This is a genomic window from Sutcliffiella tianshenii, from assembly GCF_016908565.1.
Taxonomy (GTDB): Bacteria; Bacillota; Bacilli; order Bacillales; family Bacillaceae_I; genus Sutcliffiella_A; species Sutcliffiella_A tianshenii.
Window position 1 is genome coordinate 628013 of sequence record NZ_JAFBED010000002.1, and the last position, 11604, is coordinate 639616.

The 11604-nt window shown below is 43.5% G+C and carries 13 protein-coding genes; 1 reads left to right on the top strand and 12 read right to left on the bottom strand.

Annotated elements, in window-relative coordinates; genetic code table 11:
• Nucleotides 1-80 precede the first annotated feature (80 nt).
• Entirely contained in the window at nucleotides 81-956 is an 876-nt protein-coding gene (locus tag JOC95_RS06720) for a YitT family protein (protein ID WP_204414597.1), read from the top strand.
• Between the two features lie 77 nt (nucleotides 957-1033).
• Here the strand turns inward: JOC95_RS06720 and JOC95_RS06725 are convergent, their stop codons facing one another.
• The 12 genes from JOC95_RS06725 to JOC95_RS06780 all read right to left on the bottom strand — a co-directional run bounded on the left by JOC95_RS06725 (nucleotide 1034) and on the right by JOC95_RS06780 (nucleotide 11563).
• A complete protein-coding gene (locus JOC95_RS06725; protein WP_204414598.1) occupies nucleotides 1034-1708 on the bottom strand; it encodes a zinc metallopeptidase in 675 nt (224 codons plus the stop codon).
• A gap of 147 nt (nucleotides 1709-1855) precedes the next feature.
• Complete coding sequence (gene ypjB / locus JOC95_RS06730) at nucleotides 1856-2653, bottom strand: sporulation protein YpjB (protein ID WP_204414599.1); 798 nt, start codon at nucleotides 2651-2653, stop codon at nucleotides 1856-1858.
• Nucleotides 2654-2713: 60 nt separating this feature from the next.
• Complete coding sequence (gene lhaT, locus JOC95_RS06735; protein ID WP_204414600.1) at nucleotides 2714-3310, bottom strand: lipoprotein heptaprenylglyceryl N-acetyltransferase LhaT; 597 nt, start codon at nucleotides 3308-3310, stop codon at nucleotides 2714-2716.
• 111 nt (nucleotides 3311-3421) lie between these two features.
• Nucleotides 3422-4213 carry a menaquinol-cytochrome c reductase cytochrome b/c subunit gene (locus JOC95_RS06740; RefSeq protein WP_204414601.1) on the bottom strand — a complete coding sequence of 264 codons (792 nt, stop codon included), beginning with the start codon at nucleotides 4211-4213 and terminating at the stop codon, nucleotides 3422-3424.
• A 36-nt stretch (nucleotides 4214-4249) separates the two neighbouring features.
• The gene (gene qcrB / locus JOC95_RS06745; RefSeq protein WP_078380200.1) at nucleotides 4250-4924 is read right to left on the bottom strand and encodes a menaquinol-cytochrome c reductase cytochrome b subunit; all 675 of its coding nucleotides are present in this window, start codon (nucleotides 4922-4924) and stop codon (nucleotides 4250-4252) included.
• A 3-nt stretch (nucleotides 4925-4927) separates the two neighbouring features.
• Nucleotides 4928-5437: a ubiquinol-cytochrome c reductase iron-sulfur subunit gene (locus tag JOC95_RS06750; RefSeq protein WP_204414602.1), complete on the bottom strand. Its 510-nt coding sequence runs from the start codon at nucleotides 5435-5437 to the stop codon at nucleotides 4928-4930.
• Nucleotides 5438-5661: 224 nt separating this feature from the next.
• Complete coding sequence (locus JOC95_RS06755; RefSeq protein ID WP_204414604.1) at nucleotides 5662-6117, bottom strand: YpiF family protein; 456 nt, start codon at nucleotides 6115-6117, stop codon at nucleotides 5662-5664.
• 130 nt (nucleotides 6118-6247) lie between these two features.
• Nucleotides 6248-6784, bottom strand: coding sequence for a ReoY family proteolytic degradation factor (locus tag JOC95_RS06760; protein WP_204414606.1), 537 nt, complete (start codon nucleotides 6782-6784; stop codon nucleotides 6248-6250).
• A 32-nt stretch (nucleotides 6785-6816) separates the two neighbouring features.
• A complete protein-coding gene (locus JOC95_RS06765) occupies nucleotides 6817-8076 on the bottom strand; it encodes a tetratricopeptide repeat protein (protein ID WP_204414607.1) in 1260 nt (419 codons plus the stop codon).
• A 50-nt stretch (nucleotides 8077-8126) separates the two neighbouring features.
• The gene (locus tag JOC95_RS06770) at nucleotides 8127-9029 is read right to left on the bottom strand and encodes a hypothetical protein (protein ID WP_204414608.1); all 903 of its coding nucleotides are present in this window, start codon (nucleotides 9027-9029) and stop codon (nucleotides 8127-8129) included.
• Between the two features lie 113 nt (nucleotides 9030-9142).
• Nucleotides 9143-10429, bottom strand: coding sequence for a 3-phosphoshikimate 1-carboxyvinyltransferase (aroA, locus tag JOC95_RS06775; RefSeq protein ID WP_204414609.1), 1287 nt, complete (start codon nucleotides 10427-10429; stop codon nucleotides 9143-9145).
• Between the two features lie 24 nt (nucleotides 10430-10453).
• Nucleotides 10454-11563, bottom strand: coding sequence for a prephenate dehydrogenase (locus JOC95_RS06780; protein ID WP_204414610.1), 1110 nt, complete (start codon nucleotides 11561-11563; stop codon nucleotides 10454-10456).
• Nucleotides 11564-11604: the final 41 nt, after the last annotated feature.

Here is an 11604-nt window from a genome sequence, read left to right on the forward strand (position 1 = left end):
TAATTAATTTGATTTACTTACCGTCTACATGTTTATTATAATGAAATAGTTCAAAAATTCACTAGTTTTTGGAGGACACCATGTTTAAAGGCATAAAAGCATCTAATATCTTCTTCATTTTACTTGGATCAGCGATCTTTGCATTCGGACTAGTCAACTTTAATATGCAGAACAACCTTGCAGAAGGCGGTTTCACGGGAATCACACTATTGCTATTCTTCCTGTTTGAACTAGATCCATCCTACACCAACCTCATATTGAATATACCGATATTCTTTATCGGGTGGAAGCTGCTTGGTCGGAACACCTTTATCTATACAATGATCGGGACCATCAGCCTTTCAGTATTCCTCTGGATATTCCAGCGTGTTCCTTTGGTATTTCCGCCACTTGAGGATGACCTTGCCCTTGCGGCACTATTTGCAGGGGTTTTCATCGGGATCGGGCTCGGCATCATATTCCGCTATGGCGGGACAACAGGCGGAGTGGATATCATCGCCAGGCTAGGACATAAGTATATCGGATGGAGTATGGGGAAAACCATGTTTCTGTTCGATGCCATCGTCATCATCCTGTCCTTGATCACCTATTTAAGCTATCAGGAAGCGATGTACACGCTTGTGGCTGTCTTTGTTGCGGCACGTGTCATCGATTTCATGCAGGAAGGTGCATATGCAGCGAAAGGTGCAACCATCATTTCGGACAAGCATGAAGACATCGCATTGAGAATCAATCAGGAGATGGACCGCGGGGTTACCATCCTTCACGGTAAGGGTTCCTATTCAAAAGCCGAAAGAAATGTACTATACTGTGTAGTCGCCAAGAATGAACTCGTAAAACTTAAAAACACCATCACCTCCGTCGACCCGCATGCGTTCGTAGCCGTAAGCGATGTCCACGACGTACTCGGGGAAGGCTTCACCTTGGATGAAAACAAAAACCCATTGGAAAGATAAACAAGGAAAAGCTCCGTTGAATGATATTCAGCGGAGCTTTTCTTTTGGGACAGATCCCCTGTTCCATACAAATTGCATCATTCCCTGTTTCCCAGGTAAATGAGTATAAATCGTGCAAGCTCTGCCACCGCCACAGCTGCCGCAGCCACGTATGTAAAAGCAGCAGCATTCAGTACTCTCTTTGTTTCCCGTTCCTCATTATTGTTGATGATCCCAAGTGAGATCACTTGATCCATCGCCCTGTTTGATGCATCAAACTCAACAGGCAGTGTCACAAGCTGAAACAACACTGCCCCTGCCATAAAGATGATTCCGAGCAGGATCAGGTTGTTCAACCCGAAAATCAATCCTGCAAAAATGATAAAGAAGGACATATTGGAGCCAAGGCTGGCAATCGGAACCAAAGCGTGACGAAATCTCAAAAAGGCATATGCCTGTTCATCCTGGAAGGCATGCCCCACTTCATGTGCTGCAATGGCCGCACCTGCAATGGATGTACCATGAAAATTCTGTGAGGATAATCGCACACTCTTGCTTCTTGGATCATAGTGGTCCGTCAACACGCCCCTGGATTCTTCCACACGCACATCATACATCCCATTATCATGGAGAATTCTTGTGGCAACCTCTGCTCCCGTCAAACCTGACGAGGAAGGAACCTTTGAATATTTTTTATAGGCTCTTTTCACCCTTGACTGTGCCCAAAGTGGGACAATCAGAAGTATCGCAAAGTAAATTAAGTATAGACCCATAAGCTTGAGACCTCCTTTTGGCCTTTTATGTATGATGCTATACCCCATTAGGATTCTTTAAGAAACATCATTTTATTCCTACATGGGCCAGAGGGATGGAAAAAGGGATGAAGCCATATGGCTTCATCCCTTTAGTTCACCTATACATTATAGTTTCTCTGTTTTCCGCTTCGCCCTTTTTCTGTCCGCGTTAAATTTTCTCCATCCTACATAGGACAACGTAAGGAAGATGATGCTGCCTGTCGAAATCATCACCCAGATAAGGGATGGATCAGTCTCATCCTCTTTCAGTTCCTTGAACAATGACTTAAGGTCGGCCTCGATGACTGCCAGGTCTTCCGCACTTTCCGGACTGGAAAGCAACTGTTCACGGTTTTCATTCAAATATGCGATATGTGAATCGACCTTATGGATGAATTCAGGTTTGACATCCATTTTCAAACTCGGATGAATCAGGTCATAGTTCAGTAAAAGCCGCTGATACAGTGTCTGATAGGATTCACTGTTCCTCGTTTCAATCGAATCCTTCAATTGATTGAAGGTTGTGATGATCGGATCCTCCATCTCCGTCCATAAAGGTTGATGCTCAGATGTCATCGCATCTACCACCAATCGGAGCCTAGTCAAAGCACGCACCTTTTCCTCATGGGGCAAGTTGATATCCGATAGGGACGCCATCGATTTATCATGGACAAGGGTAATGATCCGAACTTGATCCATCGGCATCATCGGATCATTCACCATCACTTTTGTAAATTCGTCAGAAAAAATATCAAGTAAATTATGCGCTTCTACATACCGTTCGTTTTTCACTAGTTGTAGCGCGTCATCAGTCAATATGTTCAATTTTAAAGGGTGTACATTTTCATTGGAGCGTGCCGCTGAATTAGTTGGTATCGCAAGTAGTAATAATAATAAGATGACTGTAAACCTTTTCCCTATCATCGCTTGTCCCTCCCATATTCTCTAGTAGATAATTATGAGATATGGGACAAGGTTAGAACTTTATTGCAGAGATAACTTTTGACGGTTGCTTCTAATTGAAAAATAGTAAGCGGTCGCAATGGAGAAAATGCTGAGCCAGAAAGTGAAATAGCCGATCTCGGACATATACTTCACAAGACTGCCGTACCAAGGCATCATTTTAAACACATAATCAATCACATCATTATGTAATGTCCATATGGCTGCCACAACAAGATGCCACATTGTGAATCGATAGTATGGGCTGTAAAGGATCCCCTGAACGGCCATTGCACCGTGCGAGACGATCAGCATATACCCTTCTATCGGAAGCTCTCCTGTTTCCATCAGGGTCAGTATATTCATCACAACTGCCCATATTCCGTATTTCACAAGTGTGACGATTGCAAGGGCTTCCATCAGCTTGAAATTCCTCTTTAAGATAAATCCAATAAGCACAAAGACAAAAAAGAGGCTTGCGGTAGGGCTATCAGGCACAAATATCAGAAAGATCGGTGGCGTCTCTTTAAGCTGGACGCCGTACCAAATGTACCCGTAAACTGTGCCCAAGACATTGATAATGAGTACACTCCAAAGCATGAATGGTGTCCTCAAAAGATAGATAAACCAATTTAGCATCGTTTTTCCTCACTTTTTATTGAAAGAAGTAGAATTATGTAATTTGAGTATACAAAAAAACTGGCTATGATAGCCAGTTTTTGTTGTCAGTAGAAAGAGAATAAGTGAAGATTATTCTGATTCTGCTGCTAATTTATTCATCTCAACCAGGTATTCACCAAGTTTTTGAGCTTCTTCATCCGTACCTTTGAAGATACCGCCAGGCATTGTGCCGACACCCTCTTTAGCGATCTTGGCATAATCCTCTGGAGCATAATCAGGATTGTCGAGTAGGTTTGCACCCATAGCCCCGCCTTGAAGGTTGTTTCCATGACAGGAAAGACAAGTGTTATCCTGCATGATTACATAGCCTTCAGCCGTCTCATCGATTTCGATGTTCAGCTCATCCGTGATTTCCCCTTGCTTTGCAGCAGCTTCCCAGTCATGGGAATCAACAGACTGCCAAGTCAAGAAGAAGATGGACGCGATACCTAATAGCATAAGTCCTGTAGCGATCGGGCGCTTGCTTGGGCGGCGTTCCGGGCCACGATCCAAAAATGGAGCAAGTAGCAGGGCACCGAAAGCAAGGCCAGGCATAACCATCGCACCGATTACAGTGTATGGACCAGCTGCATAACGATATTTAAGTAGCTCGTATAAGAATAAAAAGTACCAGTCTGGTAATGGAATGTAACCAGTGTCAGTAGGATCTGCTATACGCTCTAGAGGCGAAGCATGTGCGACAGTCAAGCATAAGAATGCAATTAGAAATACCGCTCCTACCATCCATTCTTTAAGAAGGAAGTTTGGCCAAAACGCTTCCGTTTTACCAGGAAACTCTGAGTAGTCTTTCGGAATATTTGGCTTACGGGTTGCAGGGACACGAGAGTCACCGACAAACTTCATACCTTTTCCTCTATGCATTCATGTTCCCCTCCTTTGTTATCAAAAGTATAAATCTTATAGTGGACCTGAGATACCTTGTTTACGGATCATGACAAAGTGAGCTCCCATTAGTCCGAAAAGAGCTGCAGGCAGGAAGAATACATGAATCGCAAAGAAACGGGTCAATGTTTGGGCACCGACGATTTCAGGGTGACCAGCAAGCAATGTCTTGACTGCCGTACCAATTACCGGAGTTGCCTCTGCAATCTGCAATCCTACCTTTGTTGCGAATAACGCTTTCATATCCCAAGGCAATAAGTAACCTGTAAAACCAAGACCTAACATGACGAAGAAGATCAATACTCCGACAACCCAGTTAAGTTCACGTGGTTTTTTATATGCACCTTGGAAGAAAACACGTAACGTATGTAAGAACATCATTACAATTACAAGACTTGCTCCCCAGTGATGCATACCGCGCACGATTTGTCCGAACGCTACTTCATTTTGTAAGTAATATACCGATTCCCAAGCATTTTTGATATCTGGAACGTAATACATAGTCAAAAACATTCCGGATAAAACTTGAATGACCGTCACGAAGAATGTCAATCCGCCGAAACAGTATACAAATGCAGAGAAATGATGAGCAGGGTTTACGTGTTCAGGAACTTCATGATCTGCAATATCCCGCCACATCGGCGTAATATCTAATCGTTCGTCAACCCAATCATAAATCTTATTTAACAATTATTACGCCTCCCCTTTAGGTTTCGCTCTACCAAGATACACTGTTCCATCCTTCACTTCATGCTCGTACACATCCAGTGGAGCTAGTGGTGGTGTATTAGGTACGTTTTTACCGTCTTTTTCATATAAGCCATAGTGACATGGACAGAAGAATCTGTTCGGATTCGCCGGGTCGGATGCCCAGTTTACTGTACAGCCAAGATGCTTACATACTGGAGATAAAGCAACAATATTGCCGCTTCCATCCTTGTAGATCCAAGCTGTTCTTGGTTCTTCGGATTCATACCACGCATCAACCTGTTCAATTTTGAAGTTGAAGCTTTGTGGCTCATTAGTTAATTCGCTTTCTTCACAGACAGCTACCATATCTTGACCTGTACCAGTTTTTAGAACTGGGTCAATTGCAAAACGAACCATTGGCATTAGCATACCTGCAGCCATGAATCCGCCTACACCAGTAAGGGTATAGTTTAAAAATTGACGTCTAGACACACGATGGTTTTTTTCACTCATTGTTTTTCCCCCCTCTATAGAAAAAACTAAGTCCAAACGGACAGTAGGTTATAACACATAGAAAACTAGGACATTCTCATGATATATCAATCTTCGCCCAAGGTCAATAATCTCCTTGATTGAAATAATGGCAACCTTGTGACTTATTTTGTACATCTAAAGGAACTTCATACCATAGGAATACTTTTTTACTATTGTAAATAGAATTTTTTCCGTTTTTCCGCTTACTGCTGCCATTTTTGGATGAACATCGGAAGAAGCTGGTTCATCTGATCCTGGATGATTTTTTGTTTATATTTCTCCTCCATATCTTCAAGCGGAATGGCAGGAAGCCAGACAAGCTTACCTTCAAGCTCATTCTCTTTCTGGTTCCATACACTGTCTGAAGTCAAAAGAAAGACATGCTTCATATCGCTCTTGATGTGTGCCACAAATTCATTCAACCTCTCCAGCTTTGACTCAAGGGAATTTTTATGTAAATAGGAGTAGGATGGCATCAATATTACTCTTCCTTTAAATTGCCTTTCCAATTCATGACTGAGGATCGTGATGTATTCACCATGTGATGCCATCGTTTTGATTTCTCCCTCAAAGGTTATCGGGATCAAGGGTATCACGGCTGTATCGATATATTCCTTCGCTTGCACATATTGGGACATATCCTTGCTTGTCCATTTCATGACTATCATCTCATTTCTGATTTAAAGTAACTTTACAAATGCAGGTCACTTCCTAATATAAGTTTTATATTTTGGAAGGTCAAATAATAAAACCCTGCCAGGGTCGGCAGGGTTTTATTGATTGGTGGGCCTATAATTTTCTCAATCGCTCGGTAAGGCTCTGAAAGGCAGTTTCATCCCCTCGATCAAGCGCATCGTCTATTAAAGTCAGCAGTTTTTCTTTTTGAAAGGTGGTGATGCATTCCTGAAGAAATTGCTCTGCCACTATACGGTCTTTCTCATTTGAATTGGACGATTTGGGCATATAAGGATTTTCCTCCAGCACTGCTGCGTACTGGGGTGAGTGATAGACAGAGCGGAAATTCAGTTGGATATAGATGTCCTCTTCCCTGTTCAGGCGGATGTCATGAAACGATTTTTCGGCGTCGGTTGTCATGACATTTTCCTTATAGAACCTAAATGGCACTTCTTCTACACAATGAGTCGACATGATGATACCACGAGGACAATACTGCGCTTGCTCGACAAAGTGAACTTTTTTCATCAGCTGATCATGACTCATCAAATAATTAAGGATCCAAACACATTCTCGTCTTTTTAACTGATAGTTACCTAAGAACCACCTTATAAAGTCCTTCTTCTCGTTGACAGATACAGGGGTAGCCACAACTATCGTCCCTCCTCTGCGTAGAATAATCACTATTCTTCTAGATTTTTGTATACATCCAAAAGTTCCATATTGGTCGGGTCGTGTTGAATCAACTTTTCAAATAAAGGCTTCGCTTCTTCTCTTTTCCCTTCCTCAAGCAAAAAGAATCCGTAGTCATAAAGGAAGTCGGGGTCATCTTTAAAAGAAGTATATGCTTGACGGTAATGGTTTAATGCATCAGAATAATTTTCTAATTTCTGATGTGCCACCGCTAGATCCCAATCAAATTGAGGATCCGTTTCACCAAACCTGATCAATTCCTGGAGGCAATCGATGACATCTTCGTATTCCTCCTCTTGGATGTAGATTTTCGTCAAGGTAATCGCGGCTTCCAAATAACCCGGGTCGATCGCGATTGCATCCCTTAATAATCGGATCGCTTCGGTACTATTATTCTGCTTCAATGCCACCTTGGCGGCATACACCTGCAATTCTTTATTATATTCATTGACCGCAAGACCCTCATTGGCCACACGCAGGCTGTCTTCAAGGAGACCCTCCTGCTCATAAGCTTTTGCGAGATACAAGTAAAGAGAGGAATATTCATAATCCAATTGTTTTACCTGATTTAACTTTTCGACAGCCGTCTTGGAGAATCCTGCATGAAGGGCGGTAAATCCGTATTGAAATAAAACATCAATTTTCAACTCTTTTTTCAGCGCTTCGTCGAAATATGGCATCGCCTCTTCGAATTGCCCTGTCGCGCTATAGCATTCCGCCAATCTTTCCTCAAGGTCGAAATCGATATCTCCCTTAAATGGAAGGACAGCTTCGTAATGGGGAATCGCTTTCTTATAATCACCTTGGGACAGATTGATTTCTGCCAGTGCCAGATCAATAATCGGTTCCTTCGGTGCAAGCCTCTTTGCTTGTATTAGCTTGTTTTCACTCACTTCAAACAATCCTTGTGCCTGATACAGGTCAGCCAAGAGCAATAATGCCTGCAGGTAAGCATCTTCTTCTTCATTGACGTTTTCAAGGAGGGCCATTGCCTCATCCTCTTCATCAAGGTCGATATGCACCTCCGCCAAGGAAAGGATCAAATCGGTTTCATTGGGATGATGGTATAATAGTCCATTCAAAAGCTCTTTTGCCTCTTCAAGCATTCCGAGCTGCTGGTAGATCTGGGCTGTGTGGAACAAATCATCTTCATTGAAGGTGGACTGATTATCTCGCAGCAGTGCGATCCCTTTTTCTACTTCCCCATTGTCTATAAGTGTTAATGCTTTTTCAATAACTTGATATGACAAACTACAACTTCCCTTCTAGTTGGAAAAGCGGTTTTGGTTAATTCTTGCACTCATCTTCGCCCTTCCATAAAGTGTCCTGGTACCGTGACCGCGCATTCATTTCCAAAGCCCGGGCGAAAGGAGATTGCCTCCCCGGCCTTCAGGATGATGCCGCGATGGACCGTAATTTCTGGAATATGACTATCATAATCCAGATCTTCTATTGTTTCAACGATTCGGTCCTCAGGGTATACAAATAAGTTATAGTTTAATTCGCCGCCTACTCTCAAATCCCCTTTTTTCGGATAAATCCCAAGCATCATCAGCATTTCCTTCTTCAATGCTTTTCCGGCTTCCGGGCATTCTATAAGATGTGGCAATCTCTCTTCTTTCATGATAGCTTTCCAGGCTTTCTTGATCTGTTTACTGGAATCCGCGGCTTTTCTAAGGCATGGTATAAAGGTGACAGGAAACTGATAGAGTGCCTCTTTTATCCATCCCCAGGCTACATTACCAAGAGAATTCCCATCATTTATTTCCAGGAAGACCGCCGGCAACCTATGCCGTTTACACATACGCACCAAGGAAGGGGTCAGCTTTTCGATAGGCACTCTGATAGCAAAATAATAATCAATGGGACTGTTAAAAAGATAGGATTTTGCCAGCTTCAGCTTTTGTTTGAATTCCTTTTCATGTTGGATGGTGAAAACCGACAGCAAGGTTGTACACCCCCGACTCAAATAGTGGTCGATGATATGGTTTTTGAAATCGTGAAAAGCCATTGCTGGAAGTTCGTCGACAATCATTACATGTCCAGGTGTCATCACATAGGAGGAGAAGTTCATTCTCATCAATTTAGTGGAAAGGATGGTATCTTTAATTAATTGAATGCTATCGTCCTTAACAAGCATGGAGGCGGTAATAAAGGAGGAATCACTTTTTACAATGTTTGCCTGATCAATAATATACTCCATAGCATCACCCTAATTTTTTCGTCTTAAGACAAGCTATGAATGAACGATTGGAAATATGAGTAATCGGAATAAAAAAGGGAGCAGGGTAGACACCTTACTCCACTTCTCCATATCTACCCCTGCAATCGATTCAAATGTTCAAAAAAGCTTGGGTAAGATACATTGATCGCTTCTTCATTTTCTAGAACCGTCTCCCCATTCGCTATCAGGCTGGCAATGGCCCCCATCATGCCGATGCGGTGATCGCCATAACTGTCAAGAACAGCACCCTCAAGCTTGGTACCGCCATTGATGATCATGCCATCCTCTGTTGCTGTAATGTCCGCTCCCAGCTTTTTCAGTTCATTTACGACCGTATCGATTCTGTTCGTTTCCTTCACCTTCAGTTCTTCTGCATCCTTTATTACCGTCGTGCCGGAAGCTTGAGTCGCCATAAGGGCAATAATCGGGATTTCATCAATGAGCCGGGGAATGATATCACCTGATATTTCCACGCCTTTCAACTCTGAAGTCTCCACTGTTATGTCTGCATAAGGTTCCGGTCCATCCTCTGTTACATTTGAATATGTCAGGGATGCCCCCATCGATTTCAAGACATCAAGTATCCCTGTTCTCGTAGGGTTCAGCCCCACTCTTCTCAAAGTTATTCTGCTGCGTGGCACAATGGCTCCTGCTACAAGGAAAAATGCAGCCGAAGAAATATCACCCGGAACGACAATATGTAAATCTGATTTAAGCTCCTGCTTTCCATCGAGGCTTATCGTGTTTCCATCCACTTCAAGGTCGACACCAAACGCTTTCAGCATCCTTTCTGTGTGGTCCCTTGATTTGAATGGTTCCTCTACCGTCGTTCTGCCATTCGCTTGAAGACCAGCCAAAAGGATCGCGGATTTCACCTGAGCGCTTGCTACAGGGGACACAAAATTAAGTCCCTTCAGATTTCCGCCCTGAATGGAAATGGGAGTGAAGTTGCCATCCTGGTTACCTTGGATGCTAGCTCCCATATCTCGAAGCGGTCCAGTCACCCGCTTCATCGGACGCTTTGCAATCGAGGCGTCCCCTATTAAAACTGTATGGATCGGAAGGCCAGAAAGGATTCCCATCATCAGCCTGGCTGTCGTCCCTGAGTTTCCAACGTCCAAAACATCGCTTGGCTCCTTCAAGCTATCCATGCCCTTCCCATATATCGTCACGGACGACACTTGTTGTTCGATTTCCACACCAAGCTTACGAAAACAGCTGATGGTACTGAGGCAATCTTCACCGGGCAGGAAATTCTCGACCGTCGTCTTCCCCTTTGCCAATGAACCAAACATGACAGAACGGTGCGAAATGGATTTATCCCCTGGAATATCAATGCTTCCGTTTAAACCGGAGGCAGTTCTGGTCAATTTCTTCATGTAGCATACACTCCTTTTTCCGATTTACACAATATAGGTCTCATAATTCGTATATTGGCCAAGGCATTCAGTTGCACTTTGTCTATCCTCGTCAGTCTGGAAGCTTAGTCTCAGGACGCCATAGATTTCTTCCCTTGTCTCCATGATACGGATGTTGGTGATACTGATCTGTTCTGTTGCAAGATAGCCTGTTATCTCTGAGATGACACCTGGATAATCCGGGACGTCCACATACAAGTCATAGAAGGATGGAATGGCCCCCTTCGCTTTTACAGGAAGACCATCCCGGAATTCCTTCGCCTTCTGGAAAAAATCGAACAGCTTTTCTTCATTGCCATCTTCCAAATCCAGCTTTACAAGGTTCATCTGCTCTTGCCAGCTGTCGATGAGCTGAAGCAGGGTTTCTTTATTATGTATGAGTATATCCTTCCACATGGTCGGGTTGCTTGATGCGATACGGGTGATATCACGGAATCCACCTGCAGCCAATCGGGACACAAATGGACTCTTTTGCTGAAGGTCCTCCGCCTGGTGAACCAGACCTGCGGCCACGATATGAGGGAAATGACTGACAACCCCGGCGACTAGATCATGCTCTCCTGCGCTCATTGTCACAAAATTGGCCTTCGTCCCCTTAAGCCAATCTTTTAAGGTTTCCACCTGCTTTGCATCTCTTTCAAGATCTGTCGGTGTCAGCACATAAAAAGCATTTTCAAAAAGGTGGGCCTTTGCAGCGATGATTCCACTTTTATGAGAACCCGCCATGGGGTGTCCACCTATAAATGTAACATTTTTTTGTGGAAAAAGTGCAGCTCCGGCCTCCACGATCCTCTCTTTTGTACTGCCTACATCGGAGATCAAAACCTGTTTCCTGAAATCCAGGGTGCTTAATTTCTCGAGCACTTTGCTTGCCTGCATGACAGGGACTGAAATCAAAATAAAATCGGCCTCCAATGCAGCCTCTTCATAGAATTCACAACAGTCATCCACTACCTTCAATGATTTAGCAAGCTTTGCCTGCTGTTCATTCAGGTCATATCCGATCACTGTGGCCTGTTGGTGTTCCTTTTTTAATGCAAGTGCAATGGAACCGCCAATCAGTCCCAGTCCGATAATCAATACATTACCTTCCATTTCCTTCACCGCCTGATGCCTTAATATATGAGAATAGAGAG

Excerpts from the sequence above, each read along its gene's own strand:
- JOC95_RS06720 (WP_204414597.1), top strand. The coding sequence starts at position 81 with ATGTTTAAAGGCATAAAAGCATCTAATATCTTCTTCATTTTACTTGGA.
- JOC95_RS06725 (WP_204414598.1), bottom strand. The coding sequence starts at position 1,708 with ATGGGTCTATACTTAATTTACTTTGCGATACTTCTGATTGTCCCACTT.
- ypjB (WP_204414599.1), bottom strand. The coding sequence starts at position 2,653 with ATGATAGGGAAAAGGTTTACAGTCATCTTATTATTATTACTACTTGCG.
- lhaT (WP_204414600.1), bottom strand. The coding sequence starts at position 3,310 with ATGCTAAATTGGTTTATCTATCTTTTGAGGACACCATTCATGCTTTGG.
- JOC95_RS06740 (WP_204414601.1), bottom strand. The coding sequence starts at position 4,213 with ATGCATAGAGGAAAAGGTATGAAGTTTGTCGGTGACTCTCGTGTCCCT.
- JOC95_RS06750 (WP_204414602.1), bottom strand. The coding sequence starts at position 5,437 with ATGAGTGAAAAAAACCATCGTGTGTCTAGACGTCAATTTTTAAACTAT.
- JOC95_RS06755 (WP_204414604.1), bottom strand. The coding sequence starts at position 6,117 with ATGAAATGGACAAGCAAGGATATGTCCCAATATGTGCAAGCGAAGGAA.
- JOC95_RS06770 (WP_204414608.1), bottom strand. The coding sequence starts at position 9,029 with ATGGAGTATATTATTGATCAGGCAAACATTGTAAAAAGTGATTCCTCC.
- aroA (WP_204414609.1), bottom strand. The coding sequence starts at position 10,429 with ATGAAGAAATTGACCAGAACTGCCTCCGGTTTAAACGGAAGCATTGAT.
- JOC95_RS06780 (WP_204414610.1), bottom strand. The coding sequence starts at position 11,563 with ATGGAAGGTAATGTATTGATTATCGGACTGGGACTGATTGGCGGTTCC.